Genomic DNA, 21742 nt, shown 5'->3' with positions numbered 1-21742 from the left:
AGTCGTGGAACAAAGCGGGAAAAAAGTGACGAAGTCAGATGAACAGTGGCGTGAGCAACTGTCTGATGAAGAGTTCCGTGTTTGCCGAGAGCAAGGTACAGAGCCTCCTTTCAGCGGTAAGCTACTGCATAATAAGGAAACTGGTGTTTATGCTTGTACTTGTTGTAATGCCCCTCTCTTTGTCTCTGATAACAAGTATGACTCTGGCTGCGGATGGCCAAGTTTTGATGCGCCTATCAACGATCAAGCGGTGCGCTATTTAGAAGATCTAAGTCACGGAATGGTACGTACAGAGATTCGTTGTGCAACGTGTGATAGCCATCTAGGGCACGTTTTTGAAGATGGCCCACAGACCACAGGAGAGCGTTTTTGTGTTAATTCTGTGTCGTTAATTTTCAACAAATCAGAATAATAACGACAAAATTGTGCTCGAGATTGTTTTATCCTTTCAGGATGATTCATGCTCAACGGTGATCTGAGTGTCGCTCGACTTAAACGAAAAACTCCCGCTCATTGCGGGAGTTTTTCGTTTATATCTCAGTGGGTATCATTGCTGGGGAATAGATACCTTTCTCTATGGCTTTCGCCACCGATTCGGCTAATTCATCCAACTGCTTATATCGCTCTGGATGACTGAAATTGAACATACGTTGGAGCTGCTTTTCATCAGCAAGCGGTACGTCGAATCTCTTCGCGACCATTGCCCATAGATACGCTTGCTCTTTGTCTCCAAGCCCCTGATGAATACTTGCCATTGACTTGAGAATGACCGGATTGATGTTGTCTTCATCAGATAAAGACAACGCGTTATTAAGAAGCTCCAGGGTTTTCTTGGTATCTCGGTTGGTATAAAAAGTGGCTAATGCATATTGCATCTCAGCATTATTTAATTGGGGAGACCCTTCCATTTGTAAAAATGCGCGCCGAGCTTGAGTATCTCCCGTTTGAGACCATAAAAAATACAAAGTAGCCGGGTCTTCTGAGCCTTTTAACTCGTTTACAATGCGCTCTAGCTCATCAATACTGTGTACCAATGCATTAAAGCGTTGTCTTTTGAGAGCACTTTGATCAATAGGGGTGATCTGGGAGGCGAGTTCTAAGCATTTCCTATATTCAGCGACCAGACCGTATTCGATGATTTGGTTTGCTTCCGATGGGTTTTTCAATTGCTCAAACCGATGCCAAACCAAATTTGTTCTTGGAATTCGACATTGGCCGTCATCCATATTGAGCTGCTCGCAACGCAGTTCTGGTGTTTTTTGGCACAACTCTTCGGTTGTCACGTTACCTTCAAAACAGCCCGATAGCGCAAAACATGCGAGGCTGAGAAGTAACCAGTTTGTTCTTTTCATGGCTTTGCTTGTGATCCGTTACACCAATTCATTTTCGTATTCTTGACTCAGTTTCTTAACCCGTTATGTTCTGTAAATAGAATGTAATAAGAAGGTACACTATGGACGCAGAACAACTATTACAAGCGATGACTCCAGAAGTTTATGATCGCTTAGTCTATGCAGTAGAAACGGGAAGATGGCCTGAGGGTACAACACTTTCTAAAGAGCAGCGAGATTCGTGTATGCAAGCTGTGATGTTGTATCAATCAAAACATAATACTGATGCGCAGCATATGACGGTTGCAGCCGGTGGTGAAATCAGTTTTAAATCAAAACAAGAGCTTAAAAAACAATTCAGCGGAGAAGAGAGAGATATTGTTCGTGTGAATCCGAACATTGATTAATCCTTACGCCTTATTTCTCAAAATTTTATTATTTTGATTTTGAAAGAAAAAAGCCCAAACTGTATTGGGCTTTTTAGATCGTAGAAAGCTTGAACTTACAGGCTCATTTCACCACGCAGTACTTGTTGCATTCTCTCTTTTACTTCTTCGTAAGAAAGGTTTTGGCTTAGAAGGTAGTGTAGTTTTGCCAGCGCCGCTTCGGGCGTCATGTCAAAGCCACTGATAACACCAGAGTCTGCGAGCGCACAACCTGTGGCATATCCGCCCATATTCACTTTACCTGCCAAACACTGAGTTAGGTTTACGACAATAACGCCGCGCTCAGAGGCTTCTTTCAGGTGACCAAGCAGCTCAGGGTTCTGAGGAGCATTACCGACACCAAAAGTCAGAAGAATCATCGCATTCACGGGCTGACGAAGCGTGTTGCGGATAACTTCGTGTGAAATACCAGGGTACATGGTGATCACACCGATTGGTTGTGGCGTGATGTTGTGAACCTTAAACTCACCTTCTGGTTGTGCACCAACGGTTACGCTGTTGCTAACTTGAATATTGATCCCAGCTTCCAATAGTGGAGGAAGGTTTGGTGAAGTAAAGGCATTAAAACCGTCTGCATGAGATTTTGTGCTGCGGTTACCACGCATCAATTGATTATTGAAGAACAAAGTTACTTCGTTGATCGGGTAGTTTGCCGCAATATGTAGCGCGTTTAATAGGTTTGCTTGGCCGTCAGAACGCAGCTCTGCGAGAGGGATTTGTGAACCCGTTACAATCACTGGCTTACCAAGGTTTTCAAGCATGAAAGACAATGCGGACGCTGTGTACGCCATGGTGTCAGTACCATGTAGGATAACGAAACCATCGTATTTGTCATAGTTGTCACGAATATCATTCGCAATCTGCTGCCAGTCAGCAGGTGTCATATCTGATGAGTCAATCAGAGGGTCGTATTCGTGGATGGTGTAATCCGGCATTTCAGGACGATGGAATTCGGGCATGCTTGCTAATTGCTTTTCCATAAAGCCAGCAACAGGCACATAGCCGTGGTCGGATTTTTGCATTCCGATGGTACCACCGGTGTAAGCGATGTAGATGTGTTTTCTAGTCATCGTTTTTTCTTTCGTGTAGGGGAACAGAGGCGGGGATTATATACCTAAATAACCTTGAGATGCGAGGCTATACGCACAGCATCAGAAAGTCATCTGAGGAGATGCAAAGCCTAATAAAAAGGGCACTTCAAGTAGAAGTGCCCTTTGTAATATTGATGGAAAAACTACTGCACTTGGCAGTTCAAACAAAATGCGTATTGACCTTTAGGATCGTTGAAGCTTTGGAGCAAGCTTGCGTCTTGTTCGAATTGTTGAGCTACGGGTTGAAGACTTTTTGGTAGCAAGCTTGTAGCATCAATACCTAGAGAGACTTTCACCTGTTTCATAAACTCTTGTAGAAATAGTTCAGTAGGTGAAAGAGGCTCTTCTACCCAGTAAATGCCATAATCGGTCACGTTCGCTAGTTTCGCCGCTAGCTCTACAGCATCATCAAAGTCACCCATTTGATCGACAAGACCAAAGGATAGTGCATCTTGGCCAGTCCAAACTCGACCTTGAGCAACTTTGTCAACTTCCTCTAGAGACATATCGCGATTCTCGCCAACTAGAGAAATAAAGCGCTTGTAACCGTGTTCGATACCTAATTGGAACACTTGAGACGCGCCCTCAGAAAGGCCAGTGGTAATACCGTCACCTGAGAACGGCGATGTGCCAACGCCATCAGTGTTAATACCTAACTTGCTAAAGCCTTTTTCAAACGTGGTGATGACACTAAATATACCAATGGAGCCCGTCAGGGTTGTTGGCTGAGCAACGATTTTGTCTGCGCTCATTGAAATCCAATAACCACCAGAAGCAGCCAAACTCGACATGGATACAACAACCGGCTTACCTGCTTGCTTCAGAGCTTCTACTTCGTTACGAATCACTTCAGAAGCAAAGGCACTGCCTCCTGGACTATCTACTCGTAATACGACCGCTTTCACTTTTTCATCATTGCGTGCTTGACGCAGCAAGCTTGCGACTGTGTCACCACCAACAGTTCCGCGAGGTTGTTGACCGTCCATAATCGCGCCACTTGCTAGAACAACGGCGATGTCGTGCTGAGGTAGTGTGTAATCGGGACGAATCGTTGCAAGGTAGTCGTAGTAACCAATCGCGTTGTAGCTGTCTTTGCCGTCACTGCCAAACTGTTTTGCAAATAGAGTGCGAATGTCTTGGCGTGTAGCAAGTTCATCCACTAGCCCCAATTTGACTGCGAGCTGAGCAATATCGCCATTTACAGACTTCATCTCGTTAATCAGCTCATCCATGGTTGGATTAAGCACTTTCGCATCAATGTTTCGGTTTGTTGTTACGTCATCAACAAAAGCACTCCACAATTGAGTAACCCAACGTGTTGCTGACTCTTTCGCCGCATCGGACATGTCATCACGAATAAAAGGTTCGATAGCGGATTTATAAGTACCTACGCGAAAAACATGAGTAGAAACGTCAAGCTTTTCAAGTAACGTTTTGTAGTACATTGAGTAAGCGCTGTAACCTTTAATCAATACACCACCATCAGGTGCCAGATAAACTTTGTCAGCGTAACTTGCCAAGTAATATTGGCTTTGGTTGTAGAAATCACCTACGGCGTAAACGGGTTTGCCTGACGCTTTAAATTCGTTCAACGCTTTCGCGATGTAACGTAGTTTCGTGAGATTTGTTTCTGGCATGTCTCGCAGTGCTAGCACTAATCCAGACACTTTAGGATCGTCTTTCGCGTAGCGAATGGTATCAACGATATCGAAAAGGACGTTTTCTTTCGGTAACTCATTACCCAAAAGGGAACCAGCAAAAGAGTCCATTGGGTTTACATAACGTCTTTGTTCGACAATTGGGCCTGAAAGGTTCATCACCAATGCCGATTCTTTTTCGACGACAGGTTGACCGTCTCCGGTATAAGTAAAGGCAAAGTAGAAAACGGCAATCATCAGCAAGAAAATTAGGTTTGCCAGTGCGAGTCTGATGAAAGTGATACTTTTCCATATCCCTTTAAATATCAAACCAATAAATTTGAAGAGTTTTTTCATCTTGTCTCCATAACGAGATAGTTACGCCGAGTCTAACAAAGTATGGGTTCTTATCTCTAAGATCTCAAAAGATAACATTTTTTTAGCTTATCACGACCACTCAACAATTGGCATATTTTCACACGAGATTGATCGGTGTTACAAAAATGTAAACGCTTGTTTGATTTTTTGGTTGAGCAGGCTTAATCTGGTCAGACCATGATAATAACAATGGATGTTAAGTGATGTCTGCCATGTACCCAAACCTATTAAAGCCACTGGACCTCGGTTTCACACAATTACGAAACCGAGTTCTGATGGGATCAATGCACACGGGCTTAGAAGAGCACAAAGAAGGATTACAGAAGCTCGCTGCTTTTTATGAAGAACGCGCGAAAGGCGGTGTCGGACTGATTGTAACCGGAGGTTTTTCTCCTAACTTACGCGGTCGTTTACACCCGTTGAGTGCTGAATTCAGCAAGCCAAAACATGCTAAAGCCCATAAAGTTGTGACAGAAGCGGTGCACAAGCACGGTGGTAAAATTGCGTTGCAAATTCTCCATGCTGGGCGTTATGCAATGCATCCATTCTCGCAAAGTGCATCTGGCATTAAAGCGCCGATTGCAAAGTTTGCTCCGAGTGAAATGAGCGACCGCCAGATAAAGAAAACCATCGACGCGTTTGCTAATAGTGCGGAGTTAGCACAGCTTGCTGGTTATGATGGCGTCGAGTTAATGGGCTCGGAAGGTTACTTGATAAACCAATTCTTATGTAAACGTACTAATATGCGTTACGACGAATGGGGTGGCAGCTATAAAAAACGTATGCGTTTTCCGCTAGAAATTGTTAAAGCGGTACGCAAGGCGGTGGGTGACAAGTTCATCATCATCTTCCGTCTTTCTATGCTGGATCTTGTCGAGCAGGGCAGCACTTTTGAAGACGTTATCGAATTGGCGAAAGCACTTGAAGAGGCTGGCGTCACGATTATTAATACGGGTATCGGTTGGCATGAGGCTCGAATTCCGACCATTGCGACTCAAGTACCACGTGGTGCGTTTACATGGGTTACGGAAAAAGTTAAACCTCACGTTTCGGTTCCTATTATCACTTGCAACCGTATAAATACGCCAGATGAAGCAGAACGCATTTTATCTTCAGGTCATGCCGACATGGTTTCGATGGCGCGCCCATTCTTGGCCGATCCTTACTTTGTTGCTAAAGCCGAACAGGAAAAAGCGCAGCTTATTAATACGTGTATTGGTTGTAATCAGGCGTGTCTAGATAACGTGTTTAAAGGTAAGCGCGCCAGTTGCTTAGTGAACCCTCTAGCGTGCTATGAAACCGAAATTGTTGTTGAACCAGCCTTTAAGAAGAAAAACATTGCAGTTGTTGGTGCTGGCCCTGCGGGCTTGGCTTGTGCGACCACACTGGCTGAACGTGGCCATAAGGTTGATTTGTTCGAAAAGAACGACCGCATCGGTGGTCAGTTCCGTCTTGCGATGCAGATCCCTGGTAAGGAAGAGTTTCGAGAGACGATACGATATTTCGCTAACCGTATTGATGAAACAGGCGTGAATCTGCACTTATCGACGGAAGCGAACTATGACTTACTCACAGAATATGATGAGATAGTGATGGCATCGGGTGTTGAGCCACGTAAAGTCAATATTGATGGAATTGATAACCCAGAGAAAGTCGTCGACTATCAAACTCTCATTCGAGACAAAACGCCAGTCGGTGAGAAAGTGGCTATCGTAGGTGCTGGTGGCATTGGCGTAGATGTCGCGACCATGCTCACAGAGCCAGTTGGACAAACGTTGGATGACTGGTTGCATGAATGGGGAATCGACAAGGAGATGTCTCAGCCGGGCGGTTTATACCCTTACCCTGATGCGGTCAGCGATAAAGAAGTCTGGGTACTTCAGCGTCGTAAAGGTCGTGTAGGTAAAGGTCCGGGTAAAACGACAGGTTGGATCCATAAACGTACCCTTGAAAAACGGGGCGTACATTTAGTCGGCGGCGTGTCTTACGATAAAATTGATGATCAAGGTTTGCACATTCATGTAGACGGAAGCGCGCAGGTACTTAATGCAGACAAGGTTATCATTTGTGCTGGGCAAGAGTCTGTACGTCCGTTTGAAGATAAATGGTCTGAACTTGGAGAGAAGATTCATATCATTGGCGGAGCTGACCATGCGGGTGAACTTGATGCTGTGCGTGCGATTCGTCAAGGTGTTAAATTGGCGGTAAAACTCTAGCCTTTTAATGTGTGTTTACCATAAAAGCTGCGCTTTGAGCGCAGCTTTTTTGTATAGAACTAGTCACTGATATCTGGCAGTTGTTTGGCCATTACCACGCCAGCAAAAGTAATAAAAGAGAACACTAACACCACAGCTGAAAGGCTCAAGAAGTTCGACATAACACCAAGAGAGCTCATTAGAAGCAGCATTATCCCAACCACTGTGTTACTCACGGCTACATAGCTCGTACGTTTGTCACCTTCTGCGATATCAACTAAATAGGTTTTTCGTCCGACTCGTATTCCGTCGTGGGCAATACAAACACAAAAGTAAAGCAGAGGAATCACGAATAGGAAGCTTTGGCTAGCGGTGACCCATGTATCGTAAACAAATAACACAACACCAAGTAGCGCGCTCATCATTGCGCCTATGACCATCACACTGCGGCTAGAACGATCGGACATTCTTCCCCAGAAAGGACCTGACACAAAGGAGGCCAAGCCACTCGCAAACATAAAGAGAGCTAGCACCCAGAGCTGTCCACCCAGAGATTGCTGTGCCAGCACAACGTAGTACGGTGCACTCAGCGCAGAACATAAAAATAGTGTCCGCGTGATAACGAATCGACGAAAGGTCACGTCTGTCTTAAGTAACGCGAGTTGTTTAAATGCTTCGAGGACGCCATTTCTACCACCGTCTACCTCACCGGCATACTCATTAATTCGCGCATAGACGAATGCCGCGATGAGCCATATGACGCCCGCTAAGCCTAAACTCAGACCGTAAAAGCGCTCTGTCGGCTCTACGTCCCATAACCAGGCTAGTGCCAGAAGGCTAGCGAAAAGCAGCGTAACCAGGCCAGCAGCGCTTGAAGACCAGCCGTTGACTTGACCTCGTTGGTTTTTAGGGATGGTTTTGCCCAATACATCTTTTGATGCGACGGAATTTAAACCGCGTGAGAGGCTGAAGATCACAAGACATGCAATCACACCATAACCCGCAGCTGCTCCTGTTAGAGTTAATGCGACCAATCCGATTGCAAATATGGAAAGAGCCTGCAAGATGCTGCCAATTACCCAGACCCATTTTCTTACTGGAATGCGTCGGATGTAGTGCGCGATGCTAAGTTGTGGGATAAGGGATCCTGACTCACGAATAGGAACTAGCCAACCAATTAAGTAAACCGGAGCCCCGAGACTTTGTAGTATCCACGGCAACGTGACTTTAGGGTTGATTAACGCATCGCCGACCTTCGTTAAAAACTGAGCGAGAATGATTTTAACAAAGTTGCCGGGAACTTGATGACAAGCTGATTCAGGAATCGCCTTACAGGCACGGGCATCTTCGTCATTAACGATCTTTTCGTAAATGCTGTTTTGTTTGTCCTTGTTCATCAACCTGCCTATGTTCAACTTATTCATTTCGCGAATAAATTAACATTAAACCCAGTTTGATGTTAAGTGAAGCACGTTATCAAGCCCACAGAAAACCGGTTGTTATTCGCAGGAGCAGATTGTGCTAAAGTGGCGTAAACAAAATAACAACGATATTCAATAAGGATTCTTTCATGGACGCTCTCGATCTTTTGCTCAATCGCCGATCTATCGCGAAGTTATCTGCGCCTGCACCAGAAGGTAAAGCACTTGAGAACATCATTCGTGCCGGCCTTCGTGCGCCTGACCATGCGGGATTAACCCCTTGGCGTTTCGTTATCGCACAGGGCGATGGTTTGAAAAAACTGTCAGATATCTTGGTAAAAGCGGCAGAAGCTGAAAATAGTGATGAAGCGGTGGTCGAAAAGGTAAAGAATGCCCCATTTCGCGCACCAATGGTGATCACGGTGATTGCTAAAGTAACAGAACATGAGAAAGTACCAGCACTAGAGCAACACTTATCTGCGGGATGCGCTGTACAAGCGATGCAAATGGCAGCCGTAGCGCAAGGCTTTCAAGGGTTTTGGCGCTCAGGTAAGTGGATGTTCCATCCAGAAGTTCATCAAGCATTTGGTTTAGAAGGTGACGATGAGATTGTTGGTTTCTTGTACTTAGGCACGCCTGGTTGTACACCGATGAAAGTTCCTGAGCGTGACCTTTCTCAGTTTGTTGAGTTTCTATAACTGAGCATCTAGGTAAATTGACTGTTTATTTATACAGTTTTTCTTGATTTGTTAGGGCTACATTCGTTAATGTGGCCCTAATTATATTTATTTCCAAAACGTTATGTCTCGTCTGTTTATTGCTGAAAAACCAAGCTTAGGCCGTGCGATTGCCGCTGCACTGCCAAACCCTCAAAAGAAAGATCAAGGATTCATCCGCTGTGGGAACGGGGATATCGTTACTTGGTGTATCGGCCATTTGCTCGAACAAGTCGAACCTGACGCTTACGATGAGCGTTATAAAAAGTGGAATATGGCAGATTTACCAATTGTTCCGCAGCAATGGCAGCTCAGACCGAGGAAAAGCGCAAGTAAGCAATTAACAGTGATTCGTAAATTGCTCAAAGAAGCTAACGAAGTCATTCATGCAGGAGACCCAGATCGAGAGGGTCAGCTGTTAGTTGATGAAGTTCTGGACTATTGCAAGTTATCTAAAACCAAGAAGGAATCTACACAGCGTTTGCTGATTTCCGACTTAAACTTACCTGCGGTTAAACGCGCACTCAGTTCTATGCGCAGTAATCGCGAGTTTATCCCACTTTCAGTTTCTGCATTGGCCCGCTCTCGGGCTGATTGGCTGTATGGTATGAACATGTCTCGTGCTTATACCTTGCTTGGTCAAAAAGCAGGGTATCAAGGTGTTCTCTCGGTAGGGCGAGTGCAAACGCCAGTTCTTGGCTTAGTGGTGCGTCGTGATGAAGAAATCGAAAACTTTGTCCCGAAGGACTATTTTACCCTACATGCTCTGATCCCATATCAAGATGCCAATGGTACTTTTGATATTCGTGCTCGTTGGAAGCCAAGTGAGGCATGCAAGCCTTGGCAGGACGAAGAAGGTCGAGTGTTAAACCGTAAGTTGGTGGAAAATGTTGCAAACCGCATCGCAAATCAACCTGCAAAAGTGACGGAGTCGGAACAAAAGCAAACCAAGCAATCAGCACCATTACCTTATTCGTTATCTGCCTTACAGATCGATGCCGCGAAGCGCTATGGTATGAGTGCGCAACAAGTACTAGATACTTGTCAGGCATTGTATGAAAAGCACAAGCTGATCACTTACCCGCGTTCAGATTGTCGCTATTTACCGATGGAACACTACTCACAAGCAGGGACGGTGACAGCTGCTATTGCGAATAACGCAAAAGAGTTGCAAGTTGCCGTTCAGGGAGCAGACTTAACATTAAAGTCCAAAGCCTGGAACGATAAAAAAGTGGATGCGCACCATGCGATTATCCCTACACCGAAGCAAGCTAATGTGAATGCGCTTTCCGGCAATGAGATGAAAGTGTATCAATTGATTGCGCGCCAGTACCTCATGCAGTTCTATCCGGCGGCGGTTTACGCAGAAGCGAAATTGGTTTTCGATATCGCTGGTGGTACGTTTGTCGCGAAAGGTCGTCAGTTAGTTTCGCCGGGTTGGAAAGCGCTAATGGGCAAAACTGACAAGGAAGATGAAGGTATTGATGCCGTGCCACCGCTACCCGAAGGCACCGTGTTAACTTGTCGTGAAGGGGAAATAAAAGACCGAAAAACCGAGCCACCAAAGCATTTTACCGAGGCATCGTTGTTGCAAGCGATGACCGGGATCGCCCGTTACGTTGCGGATAAAGAACTGAAAAAAATCCTTCGTGACACTGATGGGCTAGGCACGGAAGCGACTCGCGCTGGTATTTTGGACACGCTGTTCAAACGCCAACTGCTTACGCGTCAAGGTAAGTCAATTCTCAGTTCTCCTGCGGGAAGAGGTCTCATTCATGCCTTGCCAGAAGATTCAACATACCCTGATATGACGGCTCATTGGGAGCACCAGTTACAAGGTATGGCAGAGAGAAATCAAGCATATCAGCCGTTCATGCAAGCACTGGAACAACGCATTGATAGCTTGATGGCACAAGTAAAAGCAGGCCCTATCCCTGATTCATTACGTCATCTACCCAAGGTGGAACGTCCTGCGTTTAAACGTAAAAAGCGCAGTTATTCAAAGAATGGTGGCGCGACTAAATCTCGTGCAACCAAAGGTAAGCAGGCATAGGACAAGCGCGGCGTAATTAAACTCCGCGCATGCTTGAAAATAGATTACTCGAACAGATCACCGTGGTTTTGGATCGCACCTCTTACTTCACCTTGAGTTAACACGCGTTTGTCCAGTACCTCTTTCACCTGGTTGCCCAAGTCAACTAATGTATCTCGATTCGCTTGAGTTTGGCGTTTACCAGCACTTCTCAAGCAGTAATTTAGTTCGTGCTCTTCGCTAAAATTAACCAAATCCCTATCTGCTGCCATCGTGCTTTCTCCTTATTTGTTCTACTTTTTCCTAAGTCTGGATTGGATGTAGATAAATTCAAGTTAGATTGCGCGAATTATGCTGGTGGATCACTGATGAACATTATGTTTGCCAACCAAGTCACGATTATGAAGCCTGGCTTTGATGGTATTTGGTTTAGTGATGGTTGTGTCTTAATGCTGCTACCAAGGTAACTCAGTACCATCGTAGTTAATAAATCGACCTGAAAGCTGCGGTGTGCTCAGTTCTATCACGTTCGCGAGGCTCTGTGCGGAGGTTTGCGTATCTATCAATGCATTTGGCCCACCCATCGCCGTTTTTACCCAACCAGGGTGAAGCGCTAAAACGGTAAATCCTTCAGGTGTTAAATCATTACTCAAGCTTTTCACAACCGAGTTAAGCGCCGCTTTCGATGAGCGATAAACATAGCCGCCGCCGGACGTATTTTCGGTCATACTGCCGACTTTTGATGAGATACAAGCAATCTTTTTCATCTTGCCTTGTTGTAAGCGAGGGTAACAGTACTCAACCAGTTTTAACGGAGCAATGGTGTTTACTTCGAAGACTTTACGCCATGCTTCTACGTCAGTGTTTCCAAAGCCATATCCCTTGGGGCCGTAATATCCTGCATTATTGATGAGTAAGTCGATGGCAGGGAGTTTATCGGCAAGCTTAGCGACTTGTTCGTAGTGAGTGACATCCAGTTCGTGCAAAACCAGATTGCTGAATTGTGAGGCTAGAGTTTGTAGTTCTGAACTGTTCTCTAAGGAACGGCTAGTAGCATGTACTTGGTGGCCTTGCTTCAGGTACAGCTCAGTTAAGCTAAGGCCAATGCCGCGATTTGCTCCGGTAATAAAGACGGTTTGACTCATACAAACACCTATGTTTTTTTGATTTCAGTTGAAAGTCATTGTGTTAGCTAAGCACAATAAAATCAACCAACCACCACGCACCAACAACGAGAGATGAAAATAGGGACAGAGCACAAAGAGAGCCAAACAGTGCGCCGAGAATAGCAAAGAAAGTAGAATTCATATGTATATTAAATTTAATTGATATTGAAAATCATTATCAATTAAATTGCATTTTATTCAACCCTTGAAGTTGATACTATTTCGTTACCATTGTTATTAAGAATTTCTCATGCTGCCACTTATCTACCACCCGATTTATTCTCAACTTGAGTTGCCAGAGGGGCATCGTTACCCAATTATGAAATACCAGTACCTCTATGAATCGGTATTGGTGCATATAGAGAAAGATAACTGGAAAGAGCACGCGCAGTTTTTCCAGCCCGAAGCATTAACTGTTGGGGAAGTAAAACGTGTTCATGACGAGGAATACGTCGAGTTACTTGTTAGTGGAAACATGCCAGCTGCGAAGATGCGCCGAATAGGTTTTCCTTGGAGTGAGTCTCTCATTACCAGAACGCTAACTTCAGCAGCGGGCACGGCTCTGACCGCAAAAAAGGCACTTGAGTACGGTGTGGCCATTCATTTGAGTGGTGGGTATCACCACGCACACAAAGAGTTTGGCAGTGGTTTTTGTTTATTTAATGACTTAGTGATCGCGGCCAGGCAAGCGCTCGAAGTCGAGCATGTCGATAAAGTATTGATCATTGATAGTGATGTTCACCATGGGGATGGAACAGCAACTTTATGTGACGATGAGCCAGATATCATCACGCTTTCTTTCCACTGTGATAAAAACTTCCCAGCGAGGAAGCCTCAGTCTGACCTCGATGTGCCTTTGGTGCGAGGAACAGGTGATGAGGATTTTTTAATGGCGTTTAAAGAAGTGGTCGATATGGCACTTAATCTTCATCGCCCTGATTTGGTTATCTACGATGCTGGTGTCGATATACATCAAGACGATGAGCTTGGATATTTTGATGTGTCGACGCAAGGGATTTTAGAACGTGATAGATTTTTAATGCAAACAGTGAAATCTCGAGGTATCCCTGTCGCAGCTGTCGTTGGAGGTGGATATCGAACGAATCATGCTGACCTCGTCCCAATTCATTTGCAGCTTATCAATGCCGCTAAAGAAGTCTTTATTGATGAGTAGATACAACTAGACGTAAATATCAAATTGATTCAACACTGGAACGAACGAAAAGGGCATTAATTTTTTGTGGGTTCTTTCTGAGTGTGGCGGAGTGCTTAGTTGCGTTCAAGAAGTGATAAGTGATTTGTACAAATCTTTTTAAGTCTGGAGATGCGAAAAAGCCCGCTAATTTCTTAGCGGGCTTTTTCTAAAAGTGGCGGAGAGATAGGGATTTGAACCCTAGATACGCTATTAACGTATGCCGGTTTTCAAGACCGGTGCTTTCAACCACTCAGCCATCTCTCCGTTGTTGAGGCGCATAATATAAGGCTTTGAAAATGTTGTAAACCCCTAGTTGAACTGATTGGATGTTTACTGCGCAAATTTGTGGTTTGTGTTGTTTAAATAAACAAAAACTCCCCAAAAAGGGGAGTTTGAATAGTATATGGATTGCTAGGTATTAATCGTTTTTAGAATAAAAACGCTGTAACTCAGTTAAACCTTGCATCAAAACTGGCAACTTCGGTGCATCATCTCGAAGTCGTTTGTAGTTTTTGTCATACAGCTTGTAGTTGCCAAACTTATCGATCACTGTGGTTTGTGAGCTAGTAATTAAGGCAAGCTCGCGAGTATCGCCCGCCAAGATCCAGCGACGACGACTTTCATCGAATAGGTTGCGACCACTACTGTAATCATATGGGTTGGAAGATACGCCGAGCATATCTTGCAACAGTGTAACTGAGAGGTCCAAGTGACTTGTGCTGTGATTAAATTCGCCAGCTAGCATTCCAGGCCAATGGATCACCATCGGAACTTGTAATTGATAACGGCTGTAGTTGCTGTTTGCTCCCCAGCTGTTCGTATTGGTTTCGTTAAATTCACTACCGTGATTAGAAGTGATGATTACGATGGTGTTTGTCAGTTGTCCCGTCGTTTCTAGTTCATCAATAATACCGGCGATAGTTCTATCCGCCGACTTCACTGCATATTCATAAGCTTTCTTGAATCGCTCACTTGCGGGCATTTCTTCGTCATTATTTGAAGGAATCGATTCAAAATTATCAACGGTGGTGACTTCGATGTAACTAAACCATGGCTGACTTGCTTTCTCTGCTAACCATGTATTCCAGTTTGCGATAGATTGTTTATCGGTATGAGCTTGCGTGCCATCTAGGTCTTCCGCTAAGTTCAAGTCGCGGAAAATAATTTCTGAGTAGAGATCATCTTCAAACCCACTGCCACTGAATAAACCAAAGTTGTAGCCCTGATCTTTCAGTACATCGAGCAATACTGGGGAAGCACCTTGCGCCTTGATGCTTGATGCATAACTGGTCGGTAAGCCATAGAACAAACCAAAGGCCCCGTATGTATCATTACTTGAGCTGTAATGATTACGGAAGTTCTGATTGTTTTCAGCAAACTCATAGAGGTTAGGCATCTCTTCTTGGTTCAGCGCATCCGCTCGTAAATTGTTTATGCTGATCATCAACACATTGAGCTTATTAACTCGGCGGTTAAACTCAAGCTTTTCAAGAGGGTAGTTGACTAACTCTACGTTGCCTTCGTTTTCTGCTAAACGTTTTAGGTATTCCTCACGGTCAAGTAGACCATGTTTTTCCATAAAACTCTTCGCTGTCATCGGGTAAGACAACGGGAAGTTTGAACGCTGGCTAGTAATTGGGTTGTAAAAATACGCATCTGCCCAAATGTAAACCAAATGGCTGGTCATAAAGCTGAGGAAAAAGACGGCCGCGAGAGGGCGTCCTACGTGCTTATGAGATAGTTTGCGCTGTTTTCGCCATACCCATTCGGATAGTGCGAGTTGAATAAGGAAGATCAGCGGCATCACAACAAATAAATGTTGTAGGTCAGTGCTGAGTGCACTTTTGTCTTCGCTGAATAGTAACTCCCAGACGACGGGAGTTAAGTGCAAATTGATCGACTGATACGCTTGGGTATCAATTAATAATATGGTTTGCCCAACGGTTGCGAAAATCACTGCCACCAAACGGAACAATTTCCGCGATGGCAGGATAAACGTCAACGGGAATAGAACAAGCAAGTAAAGTGCGAAAACTAGAAAGCCAAAGTGACCAACCCAAGAAACCGCCAGATAAAACTGACCAAGTAACGTCTCGGGCCAAGGAGACTGAACAATGTAGCGTGTGCCTATCAAGATCGATGCAACGATATTGAAGAATGCAAACCAGTGACCCCAACCAACTAGTCGAGATACACGTTCGCCGTATGAGTTTCCGCTGTCTACCATGTATGTGTTCTATTGTCCGTGATTAGTGTGTTTTTGGTGTTTCTAAAGAAGACATTAGCGCCTGAGCAAATTTTTCAGCAATCGCTTTGCGTTGTGAAGCAGCAACACGTTGATTTAAGACATTGGTTGCGATATTTCCGGCAATCATTAGCGTCAACTCAGGAGAAGCAGCATGTTTTTCAAGAACTGTTGCTACTTCAGCAAGAATTTTTTCTACTTGCTCGTCAGTATATTTAGATGTAATCGGCATAAAGACTCTAATAATGATAGTAAAAGCGGCTTATGATAACCTACAATGCCCATCAACTAAAACCTTGTAGCAAGATAAAATCACTATGAGTCTTCATCTTTCAAACGTTATTCTGCATCAACTGTGCAAAAACGATCAGGACGAGCTGGTTGTAAACTTTCGTCCAGCATCATTAGAGAACGATGCATCTACAGAAAACTTAGTCGCTGAGCTTCACCGAGTATTCCATTCTAAAGCTGGTAAAGGTTTTGGCGCTTTCCAGTCAGACAGCGAATTTCAATTTTGGCTTCAAGAAATGCGCAAAGGAGAGCGAGATTTTTACGACTTCTCACAAATTAGTGCAAATCGCTTGAAAGAAGAGTTGATTAAGTACCCATTTGCGGATGAAGGTATCTTGGTTTTCGCTGAGTATCAGAGTTTAGCAACGGACTACTTGTTCATCGGTATCTTACCAATGAATCAGAGTTTAAAAGTGACCGAAGGTTTGGACATCAGTGCGACAGATTACCTTGATATCACCAAAATGGATATTGCCGCACGCATCGACCTGTCGAGCTACGAGACCGACAAGGAATCCAATCGTTATCTGCAATACATTAAAGGACGCGTTGGCCGTAAAGTGGCGGACTTCTTCCTAGATTTTCTGCAAGCGGATATTGGCTTAGATACTAAACAACAAAACTTAGTGTTGATGCAGGCGGTGGATGATTTTTGTGCTGACTCGAAGCTAGAAAAGCAAGAAGTGAACGAGTACAAGAAACAAGTTTACGACTACTGCAATGAGCAAATTAAATCCGGTGATGAGGTTCAAATCTCAGAGCTTTCCGGAGAGCTTCCTCAAAGCCAAGATGGCACGAGCTTTATGGATTTCACCAAAGAGCAAGGGTACGAGCTTGAAGAGTCTTTCCCAGGTGATCGTGCGACGGTTCGCAAACTGACTAAATTTGTTGGAGCTGGTGGTGGTTTGAATATTAGCTTCGATAGTCTCTTACTTGGCGAGCGTATTTTTTATGATCCAGAGACGGATACCTTAACGATTAAAGGGACGCCTCCAAATCTAAAAGATCAGTTAAGTCGCAATTAAAATCATATCGTTAAATAAAGAGAGCAAACGGCTCTCTTTTTTTATGTGAATAAGAAACATCCATAGTATATGCTTGTAATTAATGGAGATATGCGAGGGGCAAGTGTTGCTGAAGCTAAAAGAAGGAATACGGCGGTTTGTTTGGTTCTGGTTCGTTTTGTGGTGTGTTTTAGCACTTGGCATTTGGCTGCAAGCCAAACAAACGATTCAAACGATTTCGACTGTAAATGAGTTAGGAAGTAAAGTTGAAGAAGTCAGGCACTTTTTTAACTTCGATCTGCCTTACCGTGTTAAACACGTCGACCAAATTTCACTGAAACTTCAGTTGGCTTATGCAGTTCGCTTACAGCTTGAAAGTGAGTTTTCTGAAGGGAAAATCACACCAGACATCACTCAATTACTTTATACGACCGACCGATTTTTAGAAAGTGCTCGAGCTTTTGTAAGAAGTGACAGTGAATTGGTTTCGTTAGCAGAACAGTTACGAAGCAGCCGTGCTCGAACAGAAAACTCTGAGCAAATTCAGGCAATGTACTATCGCTTAGGTGCGCTTGTTTTTGAGTCTGTCTTTAGTGACTCTGCAACGAATAGCGATACTTACCGTGACTTAGACCGACTTTTTATTGAATCAGAGACGCTCTCTCCCGAAGAGCGAAGCGCTCTTCAGCGCCAGCTTGCTCAAACCTCAAGCGCACTATCTGCTCAGGCACAGGGCAGTTATTTATCCAACCACCTGCTTAATCCAGATTTCCCGAACCAGTTAACTTCGATAAATGATCAGTTGGAACAGAAGCTAATGACTTTTATTGTTTGGTTGTCTGTAATCAGTGGTTTGCTCCTTTTCCTCATTTCATGGGGAGCCTTCTCCCCAAAAACGATTCAACCGATACCACTACCCAGAACCGATGATAAAAAGTCAGAGCAAGTTGGCGATGATGAAAATGGAGCTAACGCTGTTCCCTCAGCTCAGTCAGAAAATTTTCAAAACGTCCAAATGAACGAAGAAAGTTGTAATGAGGTGAATTCATCACAAGTGGAAGTAGTGGAACGTGAGCCGTACATAGATATCAATAAAATGTTAGATTCTCTGTCTGGTGACGAGGGCGCTGTGCGGATGTTACTGGAGGTCTTTATTCAGGACCACTCTGGCGATGGCACTAAAATGTATCAGCTGTTAGAAGAGGATAAAGAGCAAGCGCAAAGAGCCGCACACAGTCTTAAAGGGGTCTCAGGGAGTTTAGGTGCAATGCCATTGCACTGTATTTCGGGTGATATTGAACTGTTGATTAAACAAGGGCAAAAAGTGCCGGAAGAGAAGTTGGCATGTTTAGATGATGTCCTAAAACAAACCATACTTTTTGCTAATAATGTTCTCAATAGTGAAAAGATAACAGAAGCGCTAACAGATTGATATTGCTCTGACTTAATGTCATAAGAGTTGAGGTAATAAAGGCTCGAACTATATGACTTAGTTCGCTTTATTCCTGTTCTATACAATTTGTTAAAGGTGTTTTCATGTCCGTTCGCCGAATGTCTTCAATGATGTTGATAGGGCTGGTTATGATGCTTTCAGGGTGTTCCCTGCTCGAAGTCAAGATCGAGAGTCAAACCGTCCCTCTTACCAAACAAGAGCTCAATATGCGTCTTTTGACTCGTGAGTATGCGCAGCAGTTTTTTGCTCAGGTTGAGCAAGCAGCAGACGCACTACACGAACAATATGAGCCTCATGATAAAGTTCATCAATCTTATATTTTACTTTGGAAGATAAATGCTGAAGAAGGCATCCAAGCTTCTGCATACCAAGTGTCCCCAATGGCTGCACTGATTGATACATGGACTTTCACGCTACAAATGGAACAGTTCTTTACTACCGCTTCTGGTAATGAGCTCTTTGCGTCTGATGAGGCCAAGTTAGTTTCCGTTTATTTAGCGAAAGAGGTAGATAAACTGGCTCAATCTTTATTGAAGAAAGAAGCATACATCAAGACACAAACGTTTGTTGCAGAGTTCGCCAAGCAGCGTCCATTCGCTGATTTAAGCATGATTAGGACTCCGGCTTACCGTAGGTGGTTAGATGCAAACCAAATTAGCGAAGAGGAAGCCGTTACAACGCTAGGCACGATGCCAGAAGCACTTGGGGATGTCTCTGATCGTCTAAGTCTGGTATCAGAGCAGACACCAAAAATTATGACGTGGAAAGCGCAGTTGTTGGCCTTGAATAGCTCTGCCAGTATCGAAAAAGTCAATGCGGCGCTCAATAGTTTGCAAGTTACCGCTGATTCGATGAGGGATTTTATCGATAACAACCCAGAGTACATGCGTTATTTGGCAGAACAAATGGCGCTGGAGTTACAACCTTTGGTTGACGATATCGATCAAAGGACGGAGGCGCGTTTATCTCAGTTGGGTGAAGAACGCCAAGCTATAGAGCTGATGGTTGCCAGAGAGCGCCAAGAAATCGCACAGATCATTACCCATGAGCGCGAGAAGTTTGCTCAAGATATGGATCGAGTGTCGCAAGAGGTTGTGAATCTCGCAATGACTAAGCTGATTGAACTTGTCAAAAGTACCATCATCTACTTTATTCTGTTCATTGCCGTTATATTCTTTGCACCGCTTGGCTTGGGCTATTGGTTTGGGAAGCGTGCAGCCGTGAAAACGCTAGTCAAACAAAGCTAACGATTTGTTTTGGAAATAAAAAAAGAGCGCTTTAAAGCGCTCTTTTTTAGTATTGAATTCGAAAGGGAGGTTCTTCCTATCTCTGCGAAGTTAAGCGGTTTGCTGCTTTAATTCGCCTTCAGCTTCTTCAACTGCTTCTGCTGTTGGTTCGCACTTATCAACAAACCAACCCATGTAAGAAGTGAAGATCGTTACGATGATACATACAAAACTCAGCCACATGAACGGGGCATAAGACAGTGTAGCAACACCCAAAATACTGGCCATGTAGATACCGTTGTCACTCCAAGGGACCATACCTGAGGTTAGCGTGCCGCCAAATTCTGCGTTACGAGACAAATTCTTACGTTTGTAGCCTAGACGGTCATAGTTCTTCGCACAGATTTTTGGGGTCAGGATAAGTGAAACGTACATCGCTGAACCAAATACGTTGCCCATAAAGGCCGTACCAATTGTGCTTGTTGCCAATGAACCTGCACTTTGAACGCGTTTTTCAAACAGCTTCGCGATAGTCTCTAGCACGCCTACTTTATCTAGTAGACCACCAAAACCAAGGCCAAATACGATAACCGCTACCGACCCAAGCATTGAAGACATGCCGCCACGGTTAAGGATTGAGTCAATGAAATCTACGCCAGATGAGATTGCAAACGGAGCCCAAGCCGTGTTGAACGCGGTTAGGAAATCGACATCTTGGATCATCACTGCCCAAATAATACCTAGCAGAGAACCAAAACTGATCACTGGGAATGAAGGCATACGCATCGCTAGAAGTGACAATACGATGATCACAGGAACAAATGAGTAAGGGGTGATGTAGAACTGTTGTTCCATCGCTTTAATGACAGAGTCTACCTGGCTCATGTCAACTTGACCTGCGTAGTGGAAGCCAAATGCAGTAAACATAATGCCTGTAATAATGTAGCTAATGAGTGCTATCGGCAACATGCCTTTAATATGTTCCATCACTTCAACGTTAGACATAGATGAAGCAAGGATTACTGAATCCGATAGAGGCGACATTTTGTCACCAAAGTAACAGCCTGAAAGTACGGCACCTGCAGTGATTGGTGCAGGAACACCAAGACCTTGACCGATACCCATCATTGCAATACCTGCCGTGCCAGCCGCACCCCAAGACGTGCCAGTCGCTAGCGCAGTCAATGAACAGATGATCATGGTCGCGAGCAAAAAGATGGAAGGGTGGATTGCTTTAAGGCCGTAGTAAATAATGGTTGGAACAATACCACCAGAGATCCAAGTACCTACAAGCGCGCCAACGGCCAAAAGGATTAAAACGGCTCCAAGTCCATTGGAGATGCCATTTAGTGCTGCTTTTTCCAGATCTTTATACTGATGGCCAAGCTTTATGCCCAATATCATGACAATGAACCAACCGATGTATAGCGCTAGCTGAATCGGTAGGTCTAGCTTGGCTGTGAACGAAAATGCCAGCAGGAGAAATAAACCGAGCGAGATAAATACCTGTATCAAGCTTGGTAGGCGTGGTGTAACTTGCTTCATATGTGCCTCTGTCAATCTTGGAGCAATAGAGGAAGGCGCTCCTTGTTGTAATCGCGCATAACATACATTAACAAAAATTATATTTCGAACATTTGGTGTTTTATCTTGATGTTCGTCGGTAAAAACGTTTGCTTGTGAAATTAACTGTTAGTTTGTTTTAACTTTTTTGGTTTTAAATGTTGTGTAATGTGAAATTATTGTGCTTCATGTGTTATTTTCTCATTGAGTGGTAAGACCAATTAGGGGGCTAAAGTGCTTTCCCTACTTGAAAAATGGTTAAAACCGCAAACCAAACACTAAAAAATCTCGTGTAACCCGGTTTTTCAGAGGAAAAGGTTAAAAAACGCGCTTATTTACAAAATAGGGGTTG

At 44.2% G+C, this 21742-nt stretch carries 18 protein-coding genes and 1 tRNA gene; 9 read left to right on the top strand and 10 right to left on the bottom strand.

The features are described 5' to 3' along the window. Positions 1–4: 4 nt before the first annotated feature. Positions 5–412 (top strand): peptide-methionine (R)-S-oxide reductase MsrB, encoded by a 408-nt coding sequence (gene msrB / locus R8N49_RS11455; RefSeq protein ID WP_005380698.1) that lies wholly within the window; start codon positions 5–7, stop codon positions 410–412. Positions 413–530: 118 nt separating this feature from the next. Here msrB and R8N49_RS11450 read toward each other — a convergent pair whose 3' ends face one another. After that, positions 531–1352 (bottom strand): DUF2989 domain-containing protein, encoded by an 822-nt coding sequence (locus R8N49_RS11450; protein WP_065274728.1) that lies wholly within the window; start codon positions 1350–1352, stop codon positions 531–533. A 101-nt stretch (positions 1353–1453) separates the two neighbouring features. Here R8N49_RS11450 and R8N49_RS11445 point away from each other — a divergent pair, with 101 nt between their 5' ends. Next, entirely contained in the window at positions 1454–1738 is a 285-nt protein-coding gene (locus tag R8N49_RS11445; RefSeq protein WP_186584761.1) for a YeaC family protein, read from the top strand. Positions 1739–1833: 95 nt separating this feature from the next. Here the strand turns inward: R8N49_RS11445 and ansA are convergent, their stop codons facing one another. Continuing rightward, positions 1834–2847: an asparaginase gene (ansA, locus tag R8N49_RS11440; protein ID WP_017635822.1), complete on the bottom strand. Its 1014-nt coding sequence runs from the start codon at positions 2845–2847 to the stop codon at positions 1834–1836. Positions 2848–3011: 164 nt separating this feature from the next. Further along, a complete protein-coding gene (sppA, locus tag R8N49_RS11435) occupies positions 3012–4862 on the bottom strand; it encodes a signal peptide peptidase SppA (RefSeq protein WP_005380705.1) in 1851 nt (616 codons plus the stop codon). 224 nt (positions 4863–5086) lie between these two features. Here sppA and R8N49_RS11430 point away from each other — a divergent pair, with 224 nt between their 5' ends. Further along, positions 5087–7099, top strand: a complete 2013-nt coding sequence (locus tag R8N49_RS11430; RefSeq protein WP_005380708.1) for an NADPH-dependent 2,4-dienoyl-CoA reductase — start codon at positions 5087–5089, stop codon at positions 7097–7099. A 59-nt stretch (positions 7100–7158) separates the two neighbouring features. Here the strand turns inward: R8N49_RS11430 and R8N49_RS11425 are convergent, their stop codons facing one another. Beyond that, positions 7159–8475, bottom strand: coding sequence for an MFS transporter (locus R8N49_RS11425; protein WP_186584763.1), 1317 nt, complete (start codon positions 8473–8475; stop codon positions 7159–7161). 173 nt (positions 8476–8648) lie between these two features. Between R8N49_RS11425 and R8N49_RS11420 the strand changes: the two genes are divergently transcribed. Next, positions 8649–9197 (top strand): NAD(P)H nitroreductase, encoded by a 549-nt coding sequence (locus R8N49_RS11420; RefSeq protein ID WP_005380711.1) that lies wholly within the window; start codon positions 8649–8651, stop codon positions 9195–9197. Positions 9198–9300: 103 nt separating this feature from the next. After that, a complete protein-coding gene (locus R8N49_RS11415; RefSeq protein WP_149192546.1) occupies positions 9301–11268 on the top strand; it encodes a DNA topoisomerase III in 1968 nt (655 codons plus the stop codon). 44 nt (positions 11269–11312) lie between these two features. On the opposite strand, the gene R8N49_RS11410 is transcribed toward R8N49_RS11415, so the two are convergent. Both R8N49_RS11410 and R8N49_RS11405 read right to left on the bottom strand, forming a co-directional pair. After that, positions 11313–11519, bottom strand: coding sequence for a hypothetical protein (locus R8N49_RS11410; protein ID WP_005380717.1), 207 nt, complete (start codon positions 11517–11519; stop codon positions 11313–11315). Between the two features lie 183 nt (positions 11520–11702). Further along, the gene (locus tag R8N49_RS11405; protein WP_258489230.1) at positions 11703–12392 is read right to left on the bottom strand and encodes an SDR family oxidoreductase; all 690 of its coding nucleotides are present in this window, start codon (positions 12390–12392) and stop codon (positions 11703–11705) included. A 271-nt stretch (positions 12393–12663) separates the two neighbouring features. On the opposite strand from R8N49_RS11405, the gene R8N49_RS11400 reads away from it, so the two are divergent. After that, the gene (locus R8N49_RS11400; RefSeq protein ID WP_238970013.1) at positions 12664–13587 is read left to right on the top strand and encodes a histone deacetylase; all 924 of its coding nucleotides are present in this window, start codon (positions 12664–12666) and stop codon (positions 13585–13587) included. Between the two features lie 194 nt (positions 13588–13781). Here R8N49_RS11400 and R8N49_RS11395 read toward each other — a convergent pair. The 3 genes from R8N49_RS11395 to R8N49_RS11385 all read right to left on the bottom strand — a co-directional run bounded on the left by R8N49_RS11395 (position 13782) and on the right by R8N49_RS11385 (position 16085). Then, positions 13782–13872, bottom strand: a tRNA-Ser gene (locus R8N49_RS11395). A 154-nt stretch (positions 13873–14026) separates the two neighbouring features. Then, on the bottom strand, positions 14027–15835 hold the full coding sequence (locus R8N49_RS11390; protein WP_318189983.1) for a DUF3413 domain-containing protein: 1809 nt from the start codon (positions 15833–15835) through the stop codon (positions 14027–14029). Between the two features lie 22 nt (positions 15836–15857). Next, positions 15858–16085 carry a YejL family protein gene (locus tag R8N49_RS11385; RefSeq protein ID WP_005380722.1) on the bottom strand — a complete coding sequence of 76 codons (228 nt, stop codon included), beginning with the start codon at positions 16083–16085 and terminating at the stop codon, positions 15858–15860. 85 nt (positions 16086–16170) lie between these two features. Between R8N49_RS11385 and yejK the strand changes: the two genes are divergently transcribed. The 3 genes from yejK (at position 16171) to R8N49_RS11370 (ending at position 19848) form a co-directional block, all read left to right on the top strand. Continuing rightward, positions 16171–17169 (top strand): nucleoid-associated protein YejK, encoded by a 999-nt coding sequence (yejK, locus tag R8N49_RS11380; protein ID WP_005380723.1) that lies wholly within the window; start codon positions 16171–16173, stop codon positions 17167–17169. Between the two features lie 82 nt (positions 17170–17251). Next, entirely contained in the window at positions 17252–18580 is a 1329-nt protein-coding gene (locus R8N49_RS11375) for an Hpt domain-containing protein (RefSeq protein ID WP_080996147.1), read from the top strand. A gap of 104 nt (positions 18581–18684) precedes the next feature. Further along, positions 18685–19848, top strand: coding sequence for a chemotaxis protein (locus R8N49_RS11370; RefSeq protein ID WP_258489229.1), 1164 nt, complete (start codon positions 18685–18687; stop codon positions 19846–19848). A 90-nt stretch (positions 19849–19938) separates the two neighbouring features. Here the strand turns inward: R8N49_RS11370 and nhaC are convergent, their stop codons facing one another. Next, positions 19939–21372 (bottom strand): Na+/H+ antiporter NhaC, encoded by a 1434-nt coding sequence (nhaC, locus tag R8N49_RS11365; RefSeq protein WP_005380726.1) that lies wholly within the window; start codon positions 21370–21372, stop codon positions 19939–19941. Positions 21373–21742 lie beyond the last annotated feature (370 nt).

Source organism: Vibrio sp. 1978 (assembly GCF_033344345.1).
This window is presented reverse-complemented; position numbering and strand designations above follow the sequence as displayed.

Excerpts from the sequence above, each read along its gene's own strand:
- R8N49_RS11425 (WP_186584763.1), bottom strand. The coding sequence starts at position 8,475 with ATGAACAAGGACAAACAAAACAGCATTTACGAAAAGATCGTTAATGAC.
- R8N49_RS11385 (WP_005380722.1), bottom strand. The coding sequence starts at position 16,085 with ATGCCGATTACATCTAAATATACTGACGAGCAAGTAGAAAAAATTCTT.
- R8N49_RS11400 (WP_238970013.1), top strand. The coding sequence starts at position 12,664 with ATGCTGCCACTTATCTACCACCCGATTTATTCTCAACTTGAGTTGCCA.
- R8N49_RS11405 (WP_258489230.1), bottom strand. The coding sequence starts at position 12,392 with ATGAGTCAAACCGTCTTTATTACCGGAGCAAATCGCGGCATTGGCCTT.
- R8N49_RS11370 (WP_258489229.1), top strand. The coding sequence starts at position 18,685 with ATGTCCGTTCGCCGAATGTCTTCAATGATGTTGATAGGGCTGGTTATG.
- R8N49_RS11445 (WP_186584761.1), top strand. The coding sequence starts at position 1,454 with ATGGACGCAGAACAACTATTACAAGCGATGACTCCAGAAGTTTATGAT.
- nhaC (WP_005380726.1), bottom strand. The coding sequence starts at position 21,372 with ATGAAGCAAGTTACACCACGCCTACCAAGCTTGATACAGGTATTTATC.
- R8N49_RS11430 (WP_005380708.1), top strand. The coding sequence starts at position 5,087 with ATGTCTGCCATGTACCCAAACCTATTAAAGCCACTGGACCTCGGTTTC.
- R8N49_RS11420 (WP_005380711.1), top strand. The coding sequence starts at position 8,649 with ATGGACGCTCTCGATCTTTTGCTCAATCGCCGATCTATCGCGAAGTTA.
- R8N49_RS11415 (WP_149192546.1), top strand. The coding sequence starts at position 9,301 with ATGTCTCGTCTGTTTATTGCTGAAAAACCAAGCTTAGGCCGTGCGATT.
- yejK (WP_005380723.1), top strand. The coding sequence starts at position 16,171 with ATGAGTCTTCATCTTTCAAACGTTATTCTGCATCAACTGTGCAAAAAC.
- R8N49_RS11390 (WP_318189983.1), bottom strand. The coding sequence starts at position 15,835 with ATGGTAGACAGCGGAAACTCATACGGCGAACGTGTATCTCGACTAGTT.
- R8N49_RS11450 (WP_065274728.1), bottom strand. The coding sequence starts at position 1,352 with ATGAAAAGAACAAACTGGTTACTTCTCAGCCTCGCATGTTTTGCGCTA.
- ansA (WP_017635822.1), bottom strand. The coding sequence starts at position 2,847 with ATGACTAGAAAACACATCTACATCGCTTACACCGGTGGTACCATCGGA.
- sppA (WP_005380705.1), bottom strand. The coding sequence starts at position 4,862 with ATGAAAAAACTCTTCAAATTTATTGGTTTGATATTTAAAGGGATATGG.
- R8N49_RS11410 (WP_005380717.1), bottom strand. The coding sequence starts at position 11,519 with ATGGCAGCAGATAGGGATTTGGTTAATTTTAGCGAAGAGCACGAACTA.
- R8N49_RS11375 (WP_080996147.1), top strand. The coding sequence starts at position 17,252 with ATGGAGATATGCGAGGGGCAAGTGTTGCTGAAGCTAAAAGAAGGAATA.